Below are 21,216 nucleotides of genomic sequence, written 5' to 3'. Positions count from 1 at the left end.
CTCGATCAGGTTGTTCAGGTACCTCGACGAGCGCACCCTCGTGTGCCTGGGCAGCAACCCGTCGGTCTTCATCTCACGCACCGCGCGGTGAGACGCCGCGTAGCCGTCCAACGTGATTGTTCCTGGAGCATGTCCCTGAGTTCTGATCGCCTTCGCGAAGAACGCCCTCGCCGCAGCCACATCTCGCCTCGCGCTGAGCCGGAAATCAACCGTCTTCCCCTCCCGGTCAACTGCGCGGTAAAGATACGCCCATTTGCCACGGATCTCCGCTGCGGCGGTGGCGTGCGCACTGGGCAAACCTCTTCGACAGGTAGCCGTGTCAGTCGCGCGCTCACTTGTCGAGCTCGGCAAAGAGCCAGTCCTGGAAGCTGCGCAGCTTCGGCAGTTCCGCGCGCGACTTCAGCAGATTCATCGTATACCCGTTGACCTTGAACCCTTCCACACCGAGCGGTGCCACGAGCCGGCCTGTTTCGAGTTCCCGGTGTACGAGCAGCAGGCTTTCCAGGCACACCCCCATACCATCGGCCATTCGCGCGATGAGGCTATGGCCGTCCGCAATAGGTCGAAAGTACGCATCCGCATTCAGCGAGAGCGCGGCGGGCCGGGATGGCCTAACGTTGCCGCGTTGGACGTACTCGGGATAAACCCGCAATCGAGATAAAATTCGCACCTGCGAAAGCTTCGGGAAGGATTTGCGTCCATAGAATTTCCGGTGGCCGGCCCATCACGCGCCCGTTGCCGAGCGGGCATATAACGGAGACACCCAGCAATGAATCGTCGTTTGGCGCGGCTCTCGCGCGTCGCCCGCGCCGCTGCCGCGACATCGCTTACGTTCTGCCTGGTGGTAAAGCCGGCCGCGTTTGCACAGGCGGGCTCGCCAGAAAAGGTCGTGATCATGGTAGGCGGCATCACAAAGCTCGTTTATCTGCCGGTGCGTTTGACCGAACAGCTAGGCTACTTCAAGGCTGAGGGGCTAGACGTCGAACTGCTGTCGCAATCGGCAGGTGTCGATGCAGAGACCGAACTACTCACGGGCGCCGTGCAAGGTGTGGTGGGCTTCTACGATCACACGATCTATCTGCAATCCAAAGGCGAGGAAATGAAGACCATCGTTGTGTTCGGCCAGGTACCGGGGGAAGTAGCACTGGTGGCGACCAGAGCGGCCGGCTCAATCAGAAGCATGGCCGACGTGAAGGGTAAAACGCTCGGCGTCACGGGGCTCGGTTCCTCGACCCACTTCCTGACGCAGTATCTGGCGTATCTGAATGGCGTGCCGGCTTCCCAGTACACCGTGCTGCCCGTGGGGGCCGACAGCAGCTTCATTGCTGCAATCCGGCAAGGTCGGATTGACGTTGGCATGACGACTGAGCCGACCGCGTCAGAGTTGCTGAAAAGTGGCGACGCCAAGGCGCTCGTGGACATGCGAACTGTCGAAGGTACGCGCGCCGCGCTGGGTGGCACCTATCCAGCATCGAGCCTGTACATGCAAACCGCGTGGCTCGATGCGAATCCAAAGCAAGCAGCCGGACTCGCGCGCGCTTTTGTGAAGACACTGCAATACCTGCATACGCACAGTGCCGAAGAGATCGCTGCGCAGATGCCGAAAGACTATGGCGGTAACGACAAGGCACTCTACGTGAGCGCGTTGAAGGCCTCGCTGTCGATGTTCACCGCAGACGGCAAGATGCCTGCCGATGGGCCGCCAACGGTGCTGAAGGTACTGTCGGGTTTCAGCCCGGCGGTAATGGGTCGTCATATCGATTTGTCGCGCACCTTTACCAATCGGTTCGTCAACGACGTGAAGCCGTAACACTGTCTGGAAGGGGGAAACATCGTGTTTGCAGGCAGTTTGCGTGGACGCTTGCTGTGGTGGCTCCTGCTGCCTCTGGCTCCTACCGCTTCGCACAGACCACGGCCGACCTGGTGCAGGACAACGCGTTGTGGGCCGGTTGCGGAATCTACTCGGGGGGGCGGGATCCCAGCAAAAGTATATCGACCAGCCTCTTTGCACTTTGCTGCCAGTCCGGAGCTGACGCGACATTCGAAACGCCGACGAGAGCGCGAAGCAGATCCAACGGCTCAAGATCCGGGCGGATGTCGCCACTCTCGATTGCGCGCGTAACGAGCGACTGGATTGCGTCCTTGATCTGCGCGCCGGACGATTCGAATAGCTTCGTCGGTCCTCCGACGATCGAATTCAATGCGGGCGCGATGATCTTCTTTGTCGCGATGTAGTCGATGAAGAGCAACATCCAGGAGCGCAGCGCATCGGGCGGGGGCAGCGAATCGGACAGCCTGCGCTCCTCCTCCGCAAGCTTTGCTACTTCGGCGCGGTAGACGCTTTCCAGAAGCGCCTCGCGAGTCGGAAAGTGCCGGTATAGCGTGCCTACGCCGACGCCCGCCTGGCGGGCGACCTCCTCCAGGCTGATATCGCCTCCGGCGCGCGTGAACGCCGTTTTCGCCTCGTCAAGGATGCGCTCGCGATTGCGCAGCGCGTCGGCTCTGGGTTTTCGTTCTTTGGGTGTCGAATCGTTCATTTGCACGTTGAATGCTTGAAACCGGAGGGTAACTCCGTTTATTATTGAAGAAAGCGGAGGGACGCTCCGTTTTTATCCCGGACTGGGACTGACGTCAACCTTCAATGTGCTGGAGCGGCGGAAATGACTGAGAAATTTGGTGCGACTTCGACGACGGACGACGTGCTGGCAGGCGTTGACCTTCATGGCAAGCGAATACTTGTGACGGGTGTGTCCGCGGGACTGGGCGTGGAGACGGCGCGGGCGTTGGCCGCGCACGGGGCCAGCGTTATCGGTGCGGCCAGAGACCTGGAAAAAGCACAGCAGGCGATCGCAGACGCGCGGCGCGAGGCAGCTGCAGCTGGCGGCAGCATCGAGTTGATTGCGCTCGATCTCGCGAGCCTCGAGAGCGTCCGGGCTTGTACCGACAGACTGCAAGAGGGCGGCAAACCTATCGACGTCATCATCGCGAACGCGGGCGTGATGGCAACTCCGTTTGGCACGACAGCAGACGGATTCGAGACGCAGTTCGGCACGAATCATCTGGGGCATTTCTTGCTGGTGAACCGCCTGGCGTCGCTGATTCCGTCTGGCGGGCGAGTGGTCATGCTCGCGTCGTCGGGGCACCGGTTCGCGAACGTGGACCTCGACGACCCTGGCTTCGAACATACGCCTTACGATCCGTTTGTCGCATACGGGCGCGCCAAGACGGCGAATATCCTCTTTGCCGTTGCTTTCGACCAGCGACATCGGGCGCGCGGCCTACGCGCAGCCGCAGTTCATCCCGGCGGGATCCACACAGAACTGGCCCGTCATATGGATGAAGGACAGATGATGGCGCTGCTCGACAGGATCAACACTCAGCTTGAGTCAGAGGGGCAGGGGCCGTTTCGGTTCAAAACCGTGCCGCAAGGAGCGGCGACTTCCGTCTGGGCTGCGGTGGTGGCGTCGGCCGAAGACGTCGGAGGCAGATACTGCGAGAACTGCCATGTGAGCGAAACTGTTGCCGACGATGTTGTCATTACGCCAGTCAGCGAAGGCGTTCGACGCTATGCGCTTGACGGTGCAGGCGCAGACGCGCTCTGGCGCAAGAGTGAAGAAATGGTTGGCGAATCGTTTTGACACGACGCTTCGAACGCCATTGAAACGGTTCTCCGCCGCACACAAACTCTACGCGTTGCCGAAGGCCGAAAAGAGTCACGAGGTACGTCCGCGTCGAAGGATGGAGTGCGATCGGCCGATGGGGCGACACGCCGTTCCCGGAATTTCTGAGGCGTGCCGGCGAGGACATATCGGCGAAATACGTCGGCTTCAAATGCGCTGACGACTACTACGAAAGCATCGATATGCCAATAGCGTTTCATTCGCAGACGCTGTTGGCCTTTCCGTATGACAGTCAGCAATTGCCTGCAATGTACGTTATGCAATGAAGCTCCGACTTCCCACGCAACTCGACCACAAGATCCCACGGACATCATGGAGATCTTCGTGACCAACACATTTCCGGATGGCTATAGGGTCGATCAGGGCTATAACTGGTTTGGTGGGTCACGAGTCATAAACTGAAGCCCAGCGCGCGTCGCCAATCGGGATGCATGAGCAGTGGGGGCGATAGATGCCTAAACGGCGACCGTCTGATCGCAGAATAGTAACGCTACCAGGTTCAGGCTCTTGCTCGATGGCGATGGCGTGCAAATTCAACACGTCAACCCATGGCTCGGGCGATAGCTGGCTAGAACGTCTGCACACCACAAAGACGAAACTCCTGGCGGCGGCGACAGCTCATTGAGGGTTGCCGGACTCGGGAGCACGGCGCACTTCCGCATTACGACAAGACACCGTAAGTCGCGGCGTGGCTGTTTCCCATGGGCTTTTATCCGCGCTTTGAACCCCTGACTTACACGGAAGGTGACGACGCACCAATGAACGCTCCAGTGGTAATACGGCGTGTTTGTTCCGGTTTGCTCACGTGCAGCCTTTTGTTCGGTCTCGCCGGATACGATGTACTGGGCGGACCGCCAGCACCGGAGTGGCCAGGCCCCCACGCCCCGTATCCTTTCCCGAACGACGTTCCACATCGTACCGAATGAGCCGCACAAGGATCGGATGGAGCTTACGCTGGTCGAGGCGTGGCCGCGCAGGGAATTGCGCGACAGCTTGTTGCACAAATGTAAGTGGCGCCCCCGGAAAATGAAGACGTTGCCGCCCATCGGACTCTCCTCGAGCGCGGTCTGCACCTTCGCCGCCACTCCCTGAAATCCGCAGCGCATGTCGGTGACACCAGCCGCAATCCCGATGCGGATGCCCGCCGGCAACCCGATCATCGGGACAGTTCTCGAATCAGTAACCGCAGCATATCCGGCGACACGTTGCCGCGAATCAGCAAGCGTACACGGTCAAATTCGATCTCGCAGGCGTTCTCCGACACGGCCTCGCGCATGGGCATTGATGCCTCGCCTTCGTGACAATGCTCACTGGCAGTAACGGCGCAACGTCGCCTTCGGGTTCCTGTCTCGCATGCGCCGGATGCGGCGCCCCAAATGCGCCCTGAAGGTATTGGCGACGCCATGAACAGCAGGTTGGTGTTAATGTCATTTCGACGCGCGACCAGCGATACGGAAGCTCCGGGCTCGAACGTCTGTTCGACCAGCTGACGTTTGAATTCGCGCGGAAAGTTCGGGCGCCTACCCGGTGCTTCGTTCTTGCCATCCGCAATCTCGGCCACTTTGGTTCCCACCAGAATATTTGGTGGGAACCAAATTACCCCCGCTCACTGTTGCCCGGAGAACGGCCGCCGTGAGGCGCTTACCGAAAGACACGATCGGATACATCGCCTCGAGCGGTCGTTGCTGCCATTTCTCGACTTCAGCCAGCACTTCATCTGTGACGGTGGAGATCAGGTCGGGCGACACTTGCAGCCCGTACAGATCCAACAAATGGCCCTGGATCTCGCGCACGCTCATGCCGCGCGCGTACATGCTGATCACGTGGTCGTCGAATTCCGGCAATCGGTGTTGGTGCTTAGCCACCAGTTGCGGCTCGAACGTGGTCTGCTGGTCACGGGGGATATCCAGACTCAACTCGCCATTGGGCGTCATGACCGTCTTGGGGCTGGTGCCGTTGCGGTTGTTGCCGGCCTTGCCTTGCTCGGCCTCGGCCTCGTCCGCCAGATGGTGCGTCAGCTCCGCCGCCAGCATGCGCTCGGCGAGTTGCTTCTTGAGCAGGCCGGCCAGGTCCGATTCGCCGGGAATCGACTCGGCATCCTTGTTCTGCACCTGGGCCAGCAGCTGATCGATCAGCGCACCGTCAGGGCCGGAAGTGGTGAGGTGCACGACATCGGCCGGGATCTGGAAGGTCTCGCCAGCATGAAAGACTTTTGCTGGCTTTCCCTCCATCTGTACCGTTACCTCCGCCTCAAGCACGTAGCAGACCTCGGGGCCAGTTGGCTCGCCTCTGCGTCATTGCGATCGTTCTTGTTCGCCTTGACGAACGGCGTGACGTATTGGGGGCTGATCAGCCGGACTTCTGTTCCCATTGACTGGAAAAGCCGCGCCCAGTGGTGAGCCGTGTTGCAGGCTTCCATGACGACTAGCCCCGGCTTCAGCGTATGCACGCATTCAGCCAGCGAGCCACGCGAAACCTTTGCCCGATGTACGGGCCGCCCGCGACGATCGGCCCCGTGAAGCTGGAAGACCTGTTTCGCGAGATCGATACCGTGTATGTCGATTTCCATCGATGAACCTCCACACGTCAGGTGACGTCCGTACGTGTCTCCCGAAGAGAGGCGCCGGGTTCATCTCAGTAGAACCCTTGATTCAGCGCCCGAAACCCGAGCGGTGTTTTGGGGGCCCGGCGCGTCGGCCAACATCATGCTGTTTTCGGTCAGCCTTTTCGTATTACGTTGCTTCGATAATATGCTCGCTTAGACGGATTTGACCTGCGTTACGAGGCCGCACGCTTCGCGCAGGCGACATGATCCTGCTTGCCTCGGCCGGTCATGGGTTCTGGATACTCGGGGACGACTCGTCCGTCGAAGTCAAGCAGGAGCGGTATCTCGCGGGCTTGACAACGTGTGCTTTGATTTCCTTGGATGGCATCCGCTGCGGTCCTGGCACAGACAAAATGAACGGTGGATAGGGGATTGAGGATGATACCTGTTAATGAACCGCTGCTTGACGGTAATGAGGCGCTGTATTTGAGCGAGTGCATGGCCAGCGGATGGATTTCCGCGGATGGGGCGCTCGTAGAAAAGTTCGAAAATGGAATGGCGGAACATATGCACCGCCGTTATGCGGTTTCCGTTGCCAAGGGGACTGCTGCCCTCGACATAGCTGTAGCGACGTTAAAGATCGGGCCCGGTGACGAAGTGACACTCCCGGCCCACACGATCGTCTCTTGCGCTTCCGCCGTGGTAAAAGCCGGCGCGAAGCCGGTGCTGGTTGATTCCGATCCCGTGACGTGGAATATGGACGTCACGAAGATCGAAGGCGCCATCACCCCCCGCACGCGAGCAATCATGGTAGTCCATATTTTCGGGCTTCCGGTGGATATGGACCCGGTTATCGAACTCGCAACCAGATACGGGATACCGATAATCGAAGACGCGGCGAAAGCTATCAGCCCGACATACAAAGGCCGCCGCCCTTGCGGAAGCTTCGGCGCTATCTCTTGCCTCAGCTTCTATTCGAACAAGAACATCACGACCGGCGAAGGCGGCATGGTGTTGGACAATGACGAGGCGCTCCATTCGCGGGCCAAGAGCTTGCGCAACCTTTGCTTCATATCGAAACGGCGGTTCATCCACGAGGAACTGGGTTGGACCTACAGGATGAGCAACCTTCAAGCTGCTGTTGGACTTGACCAGTTGGAAACCTCACGAGGCATACGCTTCGAAAGCGGCAGATCGGGCACAGGTACGGTCGTTTGCAGCATGACCTCGCGGGGCTCGAACTATCTCCGTCATTTGAACCGTACGCCGAAAGTATCTTTTGGGTCTACGGCTTGATCCTGAAGGACGATGTCCCTTAAGCGGGACGACGCCTGCGCGCGCCTAGCCGAACTGGGCGTAGTCATGCGACCTTTCTTTTGGCCCATGCACCAACAGCCGGTATTTCGAAAGATGGGCCTCTTCGCCGACGAGCGCTATCCAATGGCGGAACACATGAGCCATGCGTGGACTTTATTTGCCGAATGGACTTGCGCTTACGGATGAAAAACAGGATCGTGTGGTGGGCGCTGTCAAGCAACTGATGGAGTCGCTCTAATGAACGCAGGCCGACACTATTCGAAGTATGACGACAGCTCTTCATATGCACGTTTTTGTCTATCGAACGAACAGGCCGGCTCACACCTTTCATTCGCCGGTCGGCTGGTGTGACGCTCCCTTCTCCTGCTAGGGAACCGACATGTCACGCATCGATTCATCTGGTTCTCGCGGAGCTGTCTCGGCAATGATCGGGCGGGCGTTGTCGATTCTTCGGTCGCGCTTGTTTTCACTCGCCGTCGGTGCATCGAGTGAGCGGGACAAAGACCGGTATATACGCGCTGGACGCTCGATGGTTTTCAACGCTGTGAGCGCCGCTTTGGGGTTGATTGTCCTCCTGTGTTCTGTTTCATTGACACTTCCCTACCTGGGTCAGGAGCGCTTTGGCGTCTGGATGACCATTTCAAGTCTTGCCGCCATGCTCTCCGTGCTCGATCTGGGCGTGGGAAACGGATTGGTCAATCTCGTAGCTCACGCGAAATCGACTGACGAACACTGGAGGCTGCAGACGATCGTCAGTCGCGGAGTGTGGTTGCTAATTGCTATCGGCGCGCTCGCGACTTTGGTCCTCACCGGTGCACTGAGTGTCGTCGGGCTTCACAAGATCATCAAGATCCGATCGGAGATGGCCGCGCAGGAGGCGCAAACATCGGTCCTTGTTTTCATCGCGCTTTTTTGCGCAAACATTCCGTTAGGCGGCGTCCGAAAGGTCTTTCAAGGCTTGCAGCGTGCATGGGTGCCCCATATTGCCTCATCGATTGGCTATCTGTGCGCCTTGCCCCTGCTGTATGTCGGTGCCAAGTACCACGCACCCATCCCCTATCTGATTGGCGCGACCTATGGCATGCAGGTTTTCGGTTCGTTGTTGTTGCTGATACGGCTGTATCGGGAGAGGATCTTTTCCTTTCGTCTGGACAGGAGTACGTCGGCCTGGCGTGACTGGAAAGGGCTCCTGAGCTCCGGCTGGGTGTTCATGGCGTTGCAGATAGGAGCAATGTGCGGGTGGGGAAGCGACGCGCTGATCGTGTCGCACATCCTCGGCGCGTCGGAAGTTGCCCGGCTTGCAATAGCGCAGCGCCTATTCCAATTCGTGACCGTGGCAGTGGCGATGCTGACAGGACCTCTGTGGGGACTCTACGCGGACGCGAAAGCGAGGGGAGATCGGATGTTCATTCTGACGACGCTCAAGATCTCGCTGTCCGCTGTAAGTCTGGTTGCATTGCTGATGAGCGGCACGATACTTCTCGCGTCGCCGTGGCTTCTGCACATGTGGATAGGATCGCGTCTGCAAGTGCCTGCGCTGCTACTTTGCGCGGTGGCGGTCTGGGTCGTCCTCGACTCCTTCGGAAGTGCTTTTGCGATGTTTATGAACGGCGTGGGAGAACTGAGATCACAACTGTTTGCACTCGGGCTATTTTGCGCCGTGGCATTGCCGCTGAAGATCGCCTTGCTGAATGCTTTCGGGTCGGTGGCATGGGTGGTCTGGTCAACCGTGTTCGCGAGCTTGTTCGCCGATTATGCGATATTTCTGGTGTTCTTCAGAAAGCAGATATTTCGGCACGTTTCGGCGGTCGATGGGGCGGTCGCCGAATCACAAACAAGAGTCATCTAATGCTCTGCTGCCAGCACACGACGCGAATGGAGCGCGCCTCGCTTGTCTGAGCCGGTCAGCCAACACCTTGCCGTTATCGGTCAGTGAATTTCCTGGTCGCGGCGGCGCTGACTATGCTGGCGAGGACGGTGAAGATGAACAGGGTCAGCGTACTCGATCTTGAAGACCTGACAGCACACTGCGCGTCTACCTTGCTGTGGGGGGAACTCGAAAGGAACGGCAAGCGGAGGTCATCAAATCAAACATGCTTTTTGCCTTCATCGTGGGGATACCATGCTGAATTACATTCGTTCTCGTTGGGCGCCGCGAATGACGCACGTTTCAGGAACGTCTATGTCAACACTTGCGTGCGAGCCCGAAACCCGGAGCAACGAGACACTTGAAACGAGAACGTCCCTGAGCCGCAATCTTAACCGGCCGGTCAGACTGGTGGTATTCCTCGAACAACACAGCCTGGTCGGAGGCGGGTATCAGCAGGCTAAGAACGCCGCGCTCCTTGTGAAGAAGTTGCCTGGCAGTCTTTGCAGCGTCGTGTTTGTAACAACGCGTGAATCGTCTGTGGAGGACTTGCGTCGAAGCGGGATCGAGGCGGTGTATTTTCCCATGAGGCGATGGAAGCGGCTCGCCACGAGCCTGCGGGTAAAGCTTACGCATATTGCGCCATTTGGCCTGCTGAACAAGCCCGCGAAGCTGAATGCGCTCGATTGCTTCCTTGGCACGTTGAAAGCTGACCTGATTTACTTTACATCTCCCTCGCAACTCGCGCTGCTCACGGAGCATTTCAACTACCTCTTCACTGTCTGGGACCTTTCACATCGCGATGAGGTCGAGTTCCCGGAAGTGCGGATCAGGAGAGAGTTCGAGCGCCGGGAAGCGCTTTATCAATCGGCGCTCAAGAAAGCGTCCGGCATCTTCGTCGACTCGGATGCCGGGAAAGACAACGTGGTGAGACGGTACTGCATCGACAGTGACCGGGTGCACGTAGTGCCGTTCTCGCCGGCGGTCGGAATATTACTGTCGGATGAAGAGTACGCGCACGGATACATCGATATTAAAGCGAAATATAAGCTGACGTGCGACTACGTCTACTACCCGGCGCAATTCTGGCCTCATAAGAATCACGTCTACTTGCTTCGCGGCCTGCGGAGTCTGGAAGACAAATTCGGTATTCGTCTGGGTGCCGTCTTCTCCGGACGCGACTTCGGTAACAAGACATACGTGCAATCCGTCGCAGCCGACCTTGGCCTTGACGACAGAGTCGTGTTCGCCGGGTTCGTTCCCGATGAAGAAATTCCGTATCTGTACCGTCAAGCAGTAGCGCTGGTGATGCCGACATATTTCGGCCCGACCAATTTGCCACCGCTAGAGGCGTTCAAACTAGGCGTTCCGGTTTTGTATTCGAACCTCACGGCCCTGCGGGATCAGGTCGGGGACGCTGGCGTGCTGCTAGACCTGAATGATCCGGGCAGCATGGCGGATGGTCTTCACAAGATCATTACGCAACCGGAATATCGAATGCGGTTGATCGAGCGAGGTAGACAGCGCATCGAAGCGCTTGGGGACGCCGGGAGGCTTGCAGCCGTGCAGGAAGCAATCGAACGGTTCCAGGCGCGAAAGATGTGCTGGGGGAACTCCATATGGACGGGGTGATTATGCACGCGACCTAAAGGCGTGGTCACCGGATCGCGCGCGCGTGTCTGACGGAGGCACTCTGTGTTAGTTCGGTATCCTTTCACTCGGGTTTCCTGCTGATCCAGGGAGGCGGTCGGTCGGCCAACATCATGCTGTTTTCGGTCAGCGCTTTCGTATTACTTTGTCGGGTGACTATGCTCCGTCAAACGGATGTGTGCTTCGCCCGGTGAGCCGCATTCAACGCGAGACCACGCACGGATCAATGGCGAGTGTGCAAGAAACCGGTCAACGAACATTGGGGGATTATCAGATGGCCTTGCATTCATTGGAAAGCGAAGCGATCGAGTGTGCAAATCCCGAAGCGATTTATCACGAGGGCTCGATGTTGGGGATGATCCTTCCCGATTCCTATTCAAAGGGTGGAGTGAATTTCTTCACCCCTGACAATTTCTCCCAGCAACTTGCCTACATAGAACATCCGCGCGGGACGGTCATTCCGGCCCATATCCACAATCACATAGTGCGGCAGGTCGAGTACACGCAAGAGGTGCTCTTCGTAAAACGCGGTCGCCTGCGGGTCGACTTTTATGCGACGGATCGGACCTACGTCACGAGCCGCACGCTTGGCGCGGGCGACGTGATCCTGCTTGCCTCGGGCGGTCATGGGTTCGAGATACTTGAGGACGCGTCGTTCGTCGAGGTCAAGCAGGGGCCGTATCTCGGGGGGCTTGACAAGGTGCGCTTCGATCCGCACAGGTAGTGCCCGCTGACTGACCTTGACCGGTATCCACATCGGGCCGGTATGAAATCAATCGATTGATTGCAGATTCTGGTAGAAGCGGGCGTCTGAACGCAGACATGAGCGCATAGCCGCGCCGCTGGCTTGTCCCGGGTAGCGGATGACGACCTAAGAGCGGACAGGAGTATACCTTGAGAATTCTTCATGTAATTGCTTCGGCATACCCTCGTACCGGCGGGCCCATTGAGGCCCTAACGAGACTCGCGGCTCAACTGAAGACGGTTGGGCATCGTCTGGATGTTGTCTGCCTCGATCCGGGCGGATCGGGTGCCGACGACGACGCATTCGGACGTGTCGTCCGTCTTGGGCATCGTGGCGGCAAGTATGCATTAAATATCCGGTTGGTGCCGTGGTTAAAGGCGACGGCGAGAGACTACGACGCGGTCGTGGTGAACGGTCTGTGGCAATTCCACGGCATGGCTGTCCTGTTCGCGTTGCGCGGTCAGGGCATCCCCTATTTCGTGGTGCCTCATGGAATGCTGGACCCTTGGTTCAATAAGGCATACCCCGCAAAGTGGCTCAAGAAGCTGATCTATTGGATGCTCGTTGAACGTCACTTGCTCAAAAACGCGCAGAACGTCATCTTCACTTCGGAAAGCGAAAGGGTATTGGCTCAATCGGCGTTCCCATTCTACAAGTCCAGGGAAGCCGTGATGGTATACGGGACTGCCCCGCCGCCCACCTATCATGCCCAGCCTGGGGATGACGGACAAGAAAATCTGATGTCGGCGGATGAAGGCGGGGAGCCGAAAAAGATCATTCTTTTTGTCGGACGGATCCACGAGAAGAAGGGTTGCGACTTGCTCATCCGCGCTTACTTCGATCTCGGAAGTGAGCGCGAGAACTATCGGATGGTCATTGCTGGCCCCGACGATAACGCTCTCGCTGGAACGCTGAAGATGCGAGCTGAAGAGCTAGGTATTGCCTCCGGGATTTCTTGGCCCGGCATGGTTGCCGGAGAGGCGAAATGGTCGTTGATGCGATCAGCAGATGTATTTGTTTTGCCGTCGCATCAGGAGAACTTTGGTGTCTCGGTCGCCGAGGCGCTTGCGTGCGGGGTTCCAGTACTTCTCACGGAAAGGGTGGCGATCTGGGAGGAGGTCGTCTCGGATCATGCCGGGTTCGCAGACAGCGACAACCAATCGGGAGTAAGCCGCCTCTTGAGGAAATGGGCGTCCACGCCAGTGGCTGCCAAAGCGGAGATGCGATCCAACGCGTTGGCGTGTTTCAACAACCGATTCCATATCGAGAGGGTCGCTAAGAGCTACGTGGAAATAGTTGGGCGCACGGCGATGATGCGCGGAGCGCTGCAACACGATCAGGCGGCTACAGATCACTCATAGGGATGGCGTCGCGGGTCCGCCAGGACCTTGTCAATATCCGTCAGCCGTCGGATCGTATCCATTGCAATGCCTGGCAGGCTGTTGAAAAGCGCCCCGTCATGATGACCGAAGCAGTGTTCACGAGGTTTGCGCATGCGATCTGCTGCTGAATTGCGGGGTCGTCGGGTGGTTTTGCAGGCAATGTGCGTGCTTGCAGCGCCCGCGCTGCGTCGTCGCCACGCGGACGCGCTCATCGCGTCGGTCCTTGCAGCGCCATACGTGGCATTCGCGCCATGCGGGTCAGATTGCTTGCGACCATCGTCAGCTTGAAGTGCTGGTCGACTCGTCTGATACCGCGATAGACCGTCTGCCGGATCCGGCCGATGGTCTTGCCCCAGCCGAAATGCTCCTCGATACCCCGAGTGGTCCCACACGGCGTCCTCGATCGCCAGCCCGACGAACCAGCGAAACAGCAGGTTGTAGCGCATCTGCTCCATCAGCATGCGCTCGCTGCGCACCGGGTCTAACACCTGCAACAGCAGCGCACGCAGCAGCTTCTCGGGTGCAATCGAGGCCCGACCAGTGATCCGCATAGATCACGTTGAACAACCCGTTGAGTCGTTTCAATGCTCCATTCACCACCAGCAGCCGGATCGGCCGCAACGGGTGATCCGCCGGGACGGATTCCTCCAGCTTAACCGTCGTGAACAGGCGTTCCTGCATCTCATCAATCCCGCACATCGCACGCATCGCCCAATCTCATGAACACGATATCCATAACGCCTATCCCTCAAACCCCATTTACATGGGTTCCAAATTCAACAGCCTGCTAGGTCGATCTCTGTCCTCGGGTCGCCCGGAGTCTCGGCCCTAAACGGGCGCAAGCTGGAAGCAAAAGACGCGATCGTGCTACGGCCCTCGACCACGCAGAGGAACCAGCGGGGTAAGCTCGCCGCCTACCGACGCCCGCTGCGACTCCACACGTAGCGCACCCAACCTTGCCACCTGCTGCGCTGCGGAGCAATGGTGTTGGGCACTGCCTGTTCTTCGCGGTCGCGTTCGACGCTCTTCTGTACCTGCTCGTGGATCTGACGCAACGTCAAGCCACTGGGGCCGTTCACTTTGTCAGGATCGGAGTGGTCAGTCATGGAAATGGCCTGGACTGGATGAGTCGACTCGATCTTGGTCCAGATGGACTGTCGCGGCAAGCACGTGAAGCAGTCTGCCGACTGGTGTGTATCCGGATAGGCTGGCAAGTACTCAGGACGATGCGTGGCGGACCTGGAAGCACACCTGCAAGCACTTATGGACCCGCATCGGGCATTTACGTGAACCGCCTTCGAATTCGTAGGACTGGCACAATCGAGAGGATATTCGATCCGCTTTGGGAATCCACATGTCAGACGCTGTTACGTCTTCGCCGTTTTCGCGTCCTTCACCTCGTATCGGCCCTCTGTTTGCGTTGGTGCCCTTCCTGCGCCCCTATGCCGGGCGCTGGGCGCTTGCCTTCGTTGCGCTGTTGACGTCGGCGGGCGCCACACTGGTGTTGCCGGTGGCCTTCAAATACCTGATCGATCGTGGCTTCGCCGGGGGCGACCGGGTGCACATCGATCGTTATTTCCTCGCGCTCTTAGTCGTTTCGCTCGTGCTGGCCGGCGCCACGGCGTTGCGCTTTTACCTCGTGTCATGGCTGGGCGAGCGGGTCACGGCCGACTTGCGGCGTGCAGTCTACGATCACGTACTGGGGATGAGCCCGCAGTTCTTCGAGACCACACAGACAGGTGAGGTGCTGTCACGGCTCACCACCGACACCACGTTGATCCAGACGGTGGTCGGGACCAGCCTGTCGCTGGGATTGCGCAACTTCTTCCTGTTGACCGGTGGCGTGGCGATGCTGGCCGTGACGAGCCCGGTGCTGTCCGGCTACATCATCGCGACGCTGGTCATAGTGGTCGCGCCTATCGTGATCTTCGGCCGGCGCGTGCGGCGGCTCTCGCGCGCAAGCCAGGACAAGATCGCGAACACGAGCGCGTTGGCGGGCGAGGTGCTCAATGCCATGCCGACCGTACAGTCGTATGCTCAGGAGCCTTTCGAGGCGCATCGGTTTGCCGGCGCGGTGGAAACAGCCTTCGATACTGCGCTCACGCGCATTCGCGCTCGCGCCTGGCTGACCGCCGTGGTGATCGTGCTAGTGTTCAGCGCCATCGTATTCGTGCTGTGGCTCGGGGCCCAGGCGGTGCTGGCCGGGCGGATGACGGCCGGCCAATTGTCCCAGTTCATCCTCTACGCAGTGTTCACGGCCGGCGCCGTGGGAGCGGTCGCGGAGGTGTGGGGCGATCTGCAGCGCGCGGCCGGCGCCACCGAACGTTTGCTGCAATTGCTGGCGGCGCGCTCGCCGGTGGTGGAGGCCGAGACCACGGTCGCGCTGCCTGTGCGAGGCGAGGGCATCCGCTTGGACAACGTCAACTTCTCGTATCCGTCGCGCCCAGGCATCGCTGCGCTTTCAGCTCTCTCGCTCGATGTCCGCCCGGGCGAACATGTCGCATTGGTAGGCCCGTCCGGCGCGGGCAAGACTACGCTGTTCCAACTGCTGCTGCGCTTTTACGATCCGCAATCCGGCTGCATTCTGATCAACGGCGTCCCGACGCGTGACGTGCCACTCGTCGAATTGCGCAAGGAGATCGGCGTGGTGCTGCAGGAATCGGTGATCTTTTCTGGGAGCGTGCTCGACAACATCCGCTATGGCGCTCCCGACGCTACACTCGCGCAAGTGAAGCGGGCTGCCGACATGGCCGCTGCGGCCGGCTTTATTGAAGAACTGCCGCAAGGCTATGACACGTTTCTCGGCGAGCGAGGCGTGCGACTGTCTGGCGGACAGCGACAGCGCATTGCGATCGCTCGCGCGATCCTGAAGAATCCACCCATCCTGCTGTTGGACGAAGCCACCAGCGCGCTCGATGCCGCCAGCGAACGGCTGGTGCAAAAGGCGTTGGACAATGCTTCGCAGAACCGCACCACACTGGTCATCGCACACCGCCTCGCGACCGTCCAGCAGGCCGATCGCATTGTCGTGCTGGAACAGGGGCGAATCGTCGCGCAAGGTCGTCACGCCGAACTCCTTTTGAGCTCCCCGCTCTATGCCCAGCTTGCTGCGTTGCAGTTTGGCGAGCAATCGGGGCAGACGGCGCAGCGCGGCGCCGTGAGCGATCCTGTTGGGTCGGCGTGAAGGGCGCAAAGCCTGGATGGGCAACCGTGCTAGTGCCCGAGCGCGGGCCGTCCCTGACAATGACCGTGCGTGTCACGGGTCTGGCCCAGCAATTGCACATCAATGCTCCAGTGTCTAGCGATTCAGCGGGACTGCATAGTAGATTTCCTGTGAATCGCACTTCGCCGAGCGGCGATCTTGGCTTGCATCTCTCGGTCGCGGTCACGCCGCAAGACTGCTGGCAAACTGTTTGATGCTGGCCAGGACGGGTTGTTGATCGCCCGCGAAGACCCAGTGATCGGCGCCGTCGAGCTCGACGAATCGCGCTTGCGCAATGTGGCTGGCGAGATGCCGGCCGGCGCCGACGCGAACGGCGCGGTCGCCGTGACGGTGGAGCACCAGTGTCGGAACGGTAACTCGGCCCAAAAGATGCCGCACATCCATATCGCGCAACGCCTCGAGCACCCCCTTGATGGCTCCCGGGCTCGACGCGGCCCGGAGCAAGCCTGCCCACCAGGCTCTCGCCTGAGGATCGCCCGACAGGCTCGGCGCGAACGTCTCGATGCCGGCAGGCCCGCCCCAGACTGCGACGAGCCGCTGCAGCCACACGTCATACTGGCTAGCCTGCAGCGCGTGCGGATAGTCAGGTGCCGCGCTTCCCTTCGCCAGCGAGCCGAACAGAATGAGGCCGGCGACACGATCGGGGTGATCAGCGGTGAATTTGATGCATGCCGGTCCGCCCTCGGACGCGCCGAACAGCACGACCCGGCGGCTGCCAGCGCCGTCAAGCACGGTGCCGATGTCCTGCGCGGTCGCGTCGACGCTGGGATTGAACCCGACCCGGTCGGAAAGCCCGACGCCACGACGATCGAGCAGGATGAGACGGCCCATCTCGGCGAGGGAGGACAGGAACGCCCGGCACCGGGGCTCCTCCCAAACCCGTTCGACGTGGGACACGAAACCCGGTAACACCAGAACATCAATGCGCCCGGCGCCGTAGGTCTGGAACGCGAGGTGCACGTCGCCACCGCTGACGTAGCGCGTCGCCGGGGGATTCTCGATCGGCAACGTTGCGCCGGCGTTCAGCAGCGCGCGGGTCTCGGTTTCGGGCGCCACATCGAGTTCGTCGCGAAGGCGCTGCGTCAGGGCCTCAAGGTGGCGTTCAGCCGTGCCCCGATCTCCGGCGAGCAGCAGATTGCGGATGAGGTGCCGGCCGTACACTTCGCTGAGCGGATCGAACTCAACGAGACGGCCGGCGTGCGCGGCCGCGGCTGCGTAGTCGCCGGCCGCATTCCTGTCGTTCACCACCCGCTCGAGCGCCTGGATTGCTCTGCCTCGCAAGGCCTCACGGCGAAAGAAAGCCCACTCGTCGAACTGCGGGCATTCGCCGGGCGAAAAACCCTGGAGAAAGTCGCCGGGATAATGGCGGCAGGCCCACTCGAACTCGCCACGGTCGCAGGCCTGCTCAAACAACTGAGAATCCAGCAGCAGTTCGGTCGCTGATGACCATCGAACCGACGACCGGTCAGTTGTAAGAACGTCGGCGCCAAGCGTAAGCTGGAGGCGATGCAACAGGCGCCGCAGCCTTGCCCGTACGACGTCTTCGCAGCTTTCCGGCCACAACATGGTAGCGACGACGTCGCGCCCGACTGGGCCCTTCGCTTCGGCCAGGTAGATCAGCAGGGCCAGGCCTTTGCGCAAGGCCAACGGGCATAGCCTACCGTCCCGACGGATCTCCGGAAATCCAAGCGTCCGCACGCTGAACAGAGCCATCGTGATGGGACCCTCAATGACGGCGTCCAGGGGACGCTCAGGGGACGAGGCGATCCTACCATGCAATGCAATCGTCGCTGGACCCATTGCGACGGATTGAACTGGAGGATTGCCATGAAGAACCTAGGCGAGCATGCGATCGTGATCGGCGCGAGCATGGGTGGGCTGTTGGCCGCGCGTGCACTATCGGATTTCTATACCACCGTCACCGTGCTCGAACGCGATGCGTTTCCGGCAGCAGACACCCCGCGCAAGGGCGTCCCGCAGGGTCACCACACCCATGGGCTTCTTTCGCGCGGCAGCGCGGTACTCGAGGAATTCTTCCCAGGATATAACCGCGAGGTTGTCGCGCAAAGCGGCGGGCTGCTCGGCGATGCCGCCAACGACGTGACGTGGATAGGTCACAACGTTACGCTTGCCAATGGCAAGAGCGACCTGATCGGCCTGCTTGCGAGTCGTCCCGTGCTCGAAGGGCATCTGCGCCGACGGCTCCTGGGGTTGCCAAACGTGCACGCCATAGGGAATTGCAATGTGCTCGGTCTTGCCAGCGACCCCACTCGCACAAGCGTGACCGGTGTGCGCACACTTGTTGAGGGCAAGCTGGAAGAGACCGTCGACGCGGACCTTGTCGTTGATGCAACTGGCCGCGGCTCGTCCAGCGTGGCGTGGCTTGAAGAGCTCAGCTACCAACCGCCCGCCAACGAGAAGGTCGAGATCGGCATAGGTTACATGACCCGGACCTATCGTCGTCGGCCGACTGATCTGGACGGTAAGCTCGGCATAGTTGTCGCCGCCAGTGCGCCGAACTGGCGGAACGGTGCCATGCTCGCGCAGGAGGGCGACAGCTGGATCATCAGTGCCGGCGGTTTTCTTGGCGACGATGCACCCGACAACGATCAAGGCTTTCTCGCGTATCTGGCGACGCTGCCGACCATGGAGATTCACGACGTTGTCGCAAGAGCGGAGCCGCTATCTGGCTACAGGCGCTATCGCTATGCCTCCAACCTGCGCCGGCGGTATGAGAAGCTCGCACGCTTCCCCGAGAACTACCTGGTTTTCGGTGACGCAATCTGCAGTTTCAACCCGGTATACGGCCAGGGCATGACGGTCGCGGCGCTGGAGGCGCTGACGCTGCAACAGTGCCTGCGCGCGGGCTCGAACGATCTCGCGCGGCGATTCTTCAGGGCGGCCGCAAAGATCGTCGACATTCCATGGGACATCGCGGTTGGCAACGACCTTCGCCATCCGCAAGTTAAGGGCGCGCGCCCGCCGATGCGGCGTTTCATCAACTGGTACATCGGCAAGCTTCATCTTGCCGCGACGCGCGACACCACACTGGCGACTGCCTTTCTGAAGGTTGTAAACCTGATGATCTCTCCGCGGTCGCTGCTCAGCCCTGCGATCGTCTGGCGGGTCTGGCGGGGCAATTGGAGGTCCGCGTTATCGGTTTCCTCGTCTGCGATCGAATCAACTCGCCACACAACGCGAAAATTGAGCTGACCTGGCTTGGGAAAGCCCTGACGTAGGGCTGCACCCACTCGGGGCTGCGAATGCAGCCTGGGTCCCGAGCGACAGTACCGCGTAGTCGCGTGTGACGCCCAGCGTTTAACATGAGGAGCGTCCAACAGCAGGTGAAGCCTGATGTGGGACGTCCCCTCGATTGCCTCGAAAGGAGTGGGACATGATCGGTGTATTCGTGACGTTTCGTTATGGAGACAATTTCGATGAGCTAGCCGTGCAGAAGATCGCTGAGACCGCACGTGGAAAGTTTGAGGGAATGCCAGGACTACGCTCGAAGGCTTTCACGCTCAATTCCGGAAAGCGCGAGGCCACGAACTTCTACGTTTGGGAGTCAGAGGACGCCGCCAAAGCGTTCTTCACCGATGAGCTTCTCGATCGAGTAACCGGTCTCTACGGTGTACGCCCTGGTGTCGAGTTCGTGCAGATTGCCGCGCTAGTGGAAAACGTTCGAGCATGACGCCGTCCAGGGTTCGTGTGTAGAGCAGCATAACGCTCAACCCGGCGTTCGAGCGGACGGCGGTCGACCGGCTATATTGGGTCGACCAGGACCGACTGCATCAGGCAGAGGTCGGCCATCTCCAGTCATTCGATTGATGGAAGGCGCGGCCGCTCGAATGTCTCTTACACTTCGGCACCGGCCAGTGCGAATTTCCCGGTGCTGGTGTTGTCGATTTTCTGGCGTGGCATGACGACCCGTGGCGCCGTGATGGGTGGCAGTGTCGGGCTGATCGCTTCAGTGCTGCTGACGCTGTTCTCGAAAGCGGTTTGGGTCGACGTGCTGCATCAGGCACATGCGTTGGTGTTGCTCGACAACCCTGCGCTGGTTTCTGTACCGCTCGCGTTCGCTGGCATCTGGGCCGTCTCGATGCTGGATCGCGGCGCCCGTGCGCAGCGGGAGCGGGAAGCGTTTGCGCTGCAAGAGTTTTATGGGCAGACGGGTGTCCTGTCGATGAAGGCAGTCGATCATTAAGCCGATCCGCGTGGAAAGCCGCGAGGCATGCATTCGCGGCTGGACTTCGTACTACACTTTCGCCTGATTGTGCGAATCGTGCGAAGCCCGCGAGAAACTGGACTCCGGGTGGGCCGCGAGAAAGACAGGCAAGTCGGTAGCAGGCGGTCTGGCGGGAACGTCGAAGAACATTTCGCAGACCCACCCGCGATGATACGAAGCGTGATTCACGAGATGCATGAACATCGCGCCGCGCGACATCGTCGAACGCTCGCCGGATATGAACGCGAACGACAGCTCTTCAGCCAGCGACGCGTCGCTTTGTGTATCAGCCCAACGTTCGAACCATGCATTCACGTCCTGTTGCGCGCGACGCAGGTCGTCCAGGTCGGCGTGCACGACCACGTTGCGGGTCGTGAAGCCGTGTTCCTTGCGTTCGAGATGTGCCTTCCAGATCAGATCGACCACATAGTTATGATTCAGCGTACCGATCATCGTTTTGAACAACGTCTGCCGGGTTTTGACGACTTCATCGGGCGGCAAGGCACCAGTGGCGTCGAAAAGCACAGTGTCGGCCCAGCTTTTATAGCGGGAAAGAATGCGGGCGGCTTGCGTATTGAGCAT

17 protein-coding genes and 6 pseudogenes are annotated in these 21,216 nt (G+C 59.9%); 12 read left to right on the top strand and 11 right to left on the bottom strand.

What is annotated here, in order from left to right; genetic code table 11:
• Together P0D89_RS25545 and P0D89_RS25540 are read right to left on the bottom strand one after the other, a co-directional pair.
• Positions 1 to 258 (bottom strand): annotated as a pseudogene (locus P0D89_RS25545) (DDE-type integrase/transposase/recombinase); the annotation flags it as partial.
• A 73-nt stretch (positions 259 to 331) separates the two neighbouring features.
• Positions 332 to 529 carry a type 2 periplasmic-binding domain-containing protein gene (locus tag P0D89_RS25540; protein WP_408377423.1) on the bottom strand — a complete coding sequence of 66 codons (198 nt, stop codon included), beginning with the start codon at positions 527 to 529 and terminating at the stop codon, positions 332 to 334.
• 240 nt (positions 530 to 769) lie between these two features.
• Here P0D89_RS25540 and P0D89_RS25535 point away from each other — a divergent pair, with 240 nt between their 5' ends.
• Positions 770 to 1,810 carry an ABC transporter substrate-binding protein gene (locus P0D89_RS25535; protein WP_408362054.1) on the top strand — a complete coding sequence of 347 codons (1,041 nt, stop codon included), beginning with the start codon at positions 770 to 772 and terminating at the stop codon, positions 1,808 to 1,810.
• Positions 1,811 to 1,958: 148 nt separating this feature from the next.
• On the opposite strand, the gene P0D89_RS25530 is transcribed toward P0D89_RS25535, so the two are convergent.
• The gene (locus P0D89_RS25530; RefSeq protein WP_408362053.1) at positions 1,959 to 2,537 is read right to left on the bottom strand and encodes a TetR/AcrR family transcriptional regulator; all 579 of its coding nucleotides are present in this window, start codon (positions 2,535 to 2,537) and stop codon (positions 1,959 to 1,961) included.
• A gap of 123 nt (positions 2,538 to 2,660) precedes the next feature.
• Between P0D89_RS25530 and P0D89_RS25525 the strand changes: the two genes are divergently transcribed.
• Positions 2,661 to 3,638, top strand: a complete 978-nt coding sequence (locus P0D89_RS25525; RefSeq protein ID WP_408362052.1) for an SDR family NAD(P)-dependent oxidoreductase — start codon at positions 2,661 to 2,663, stop codon at positions 3,636 to 3,638.
• Between the two features lie 43 nt (positions 3,639 to 3,681).
• Positions 3,682 to 4,082: pseudogene (locus tag P0D89_RS25520) on the top strand (molybdopterin-dependent oxidoreductase); the annotation flags it as partial.
• A gap of 131 nt (positions 4,083 to 4,213) precedes the next feature.
• Here P0D89_RS25520 and tnpB read toward each other — a convergent pair.
• The 4 genes and pseudogenes from tnpB to P0D89_RS25500 all read right to left on the bottom strand — a co-directional run.
• Positions 4,214 to 4,840 (bottom strand): IS66 family insertion sequence element accessory protein TnpB, encoded by a 627-nt coding sequence (gene tnpB, locus P0D89_RS25515; protein WP_408362051.1) that lies wholly within the window; start codon positions 4,838 to 4,840, stop codon positions 4,214 to 4,216.
• Positions 4,837 to 5,241, bottom strand: a complete 405-nt coding sequence (locus P0D89_RS25510; protein ID WP_408362050.1) for a transposase — start codon at positions 5,239 to 5,241, stop codon at positions 4,837 to 4,839. The genes tnpB and P0D89_RS25510 overlap by 4 nt, the downstream gene beginning before the upstream one ends.
• 85 nt (positions 5,242 to 5,326) lie before the next feature.
• Positions 5,327 to 5,815 (bottom strand): annotated as a pseudogene (locus P0D89_RS25505) (transposase); the annotation flags it as partial.
• 149 nt (positions 5,816 to 5,964) lie between these two features.
• A pseudogene (locus P0D89_RS25500) lies at positions 5,965 to 6,249 on the bottom strand (IS110 family transposase); the annotation flags it as partial.
• 414 nt (positions 6,250 to 6,663) lie between these two features.
• On the opposite strand from P0D89_RS25500, the gene P0D89_RS25495 reads away from it, so the two are divergent.
• From P0D89_RS25495 to P0D89_RS25475, 5 genes are all read left to right on the top strand, one after another.
• Positions 6,664 to 7,521 carry a DegT/DnrJ/EryC1/StrS family aminotransferase gene (locus P0D89_RS25495; protein WP_408377421.1) on the top strand — a complete coding sequence of 286 codons (858 nt, stop codon included), beginning with the start codon at positions 6,664 to 6,666 and terminating at the stop codon, positions 7,519 to 7,521.
• A gap of 400 nt (positions 7,522 to 7,921) precedes the next feature.
• Positions 7,922 to 9,391, top strand: coding sequence for an oligosaccharide flippase family protein (locus tag P0D89_RS25490; protein WP_408362048.1), 1,470 nt, complete (start codon positions 7,922 to 7,924; stop codon positions 9,389 to 9,391).
• A gap of 333 nt (positions 9,392 to 9,724) precedes the next feature.
• A complete protein-coding gene (locus P0D89_RS25485; protein ID WP_408362047.1) occupies positions 9,725 to 11,041 on the top strand; it encodes a glycosyltransferase family 4 protein in 1,317 nt (438 codons plus the stop codon).
• A 208-nt stretch (positions 11,042 to 11,249) separates the two neighbouring features.
• Positions 11,250 to 11,783, top strand: coding sequence for a cupin domain-containing protein (locus P0D89_RS25480; RefSeq protein ID WP_408377419.1), 534 nt, complete (start codon positions 11,250 to 11,252; stop codon positions 11,781 to 11,783).
• Between the two features lie 170 nt (positions 11,784 to 11,953).
• Entirely contained in the window at positions 11,954 to 13,165 is a 1,212-nt protein-coding gene (locus tag P0D89_RS25475; protein ID WP_408362045.1) for a glycosyltransferase, read from the top strand.
• Positions 13,166 to 13,563: 398 nt separating this feature from the next.
• On the opposite strand, the pseudogene P0D89_RS25465 reads toward P0D89_RS25475, so the two are convergent.
• Positions 13,564 to 13,885 (bottom strand): annotated as a pseudogene (locus tag P0D89_RS25465) (transposase); the annotation flags it as partial.
• A gap of 215 nt (positions 13,886 to 14,100) precedes the next feature.
• A complete protein-coding gene (locus tag P0D89_RS25460) occupies positions 14,101 to 14,292 on the bottom strand; it encodes a hypothetical protein (protein WP_408362044.1) in 192 nt (63 codons plus the stop codon).
• A gap of 248 nt (positions 14,293 to 14,540) precedes the next feature.
• On the opposite strand from P0D89_RS25460, the gene P0D89_RS25455 reads away from it, so the two are divergent.
• Positions 14,541 to 16,370, top strand: coding sequence for an ABC transporter transmembrane domain-containing protein (locus P0D89_RS25455; protein ID WP_408362043.1), 1,830 nt, complete (start codon positions 14,541 to 14,543; stop codon positions 16,368 to 16,370).
• Positions 16,371 to 16,571: 201 nt separating this feature from the next.
• Here P0D89_RS25455 and P0D89_RS25450 read toward each other — a convergent pair whose 3' ends face one another.
• Positions 16,572 to 18,122, bottom strand: a complete 1,551-nt coding sequence (locus P0D89_RS25450) for a bifunctional AfsR/SARP family transcriptional regulator/alpha/beta hydrolase (protein WP_408362042.1) — start codon at positions 18,120 to 18,122, stop codon at positions 16,572 to 16,574.
• 96 nt (positions 18,123 to 18,218) lie between these two features.
• Here P0D89_RS25450 and P0D89_RS25445 point away from each other — a divergent pair, with 96 nt between their 5' ends.
• The 3 genes and pseudogenes from P0D89_RS25445 to actP form a co-directional block, all read left to right on the top strand.
• Complete coding sequence (locus P0D89_RS25445) at positions 18,219 to 19,622, top strand: FAD-dependent oxidoreductase (protein ID WP_408377417.1); 1,404 nt, start codon at positions 18,219 to 18,221, stop codon at positions 19,620 to 19,622.
• Positions 19,623 to 19,803: 181 nt separating this feature from the next.
• Positions 19,804 to 20,100 (top strand): hypothetical protein, encoded by a 297-nt coding sequence (locus P0D89_RS25440; RefSeq protein WP_408362040.1) that lies wholly within the window; start codon positions 19,804 to 19,806, stop codon positions 20,098 to 20,100.
• A 180-nt stretch (positions 20,101 to 20,280) separates the two neighbouring features.
• Positions 20,281 to 20,613 (top strand): annotated as a pseudogene (actP, locus tag P0D89_RS25435) (cation acetate symporter); the annotation flags it as partial.
• Positions 20,614 to 20,664: 51 nt separating this feature from the next.
• Here actP and P0D89_RS25430 read toward each other — a convergent pair.
• Positions 20,665 to 21,216: a DinB family protein gene (locus P0D89_RS25430; RefSeq protein WP_408362039.1), complete on the bottom strand. Its 552-nt coding sequence runs from the start codon at positions 21,214 to 21,216 to the stop codon at positions 20,665 to 20,667.

Source organism: Paraburkholderia sp. RL18-085-BIA-A (assembly GCF_046027075.1).
Lineage (GTDB): Bacteria > Pseudomonadota > Gammaproteobacteria > Burkholderiales > Burkholderiaceae > Paraburkholderia.
Note: the sequence above shows the minus strand (reverse complement) of the source record. Positions and strands in the feature narration are given on the sequence as shown.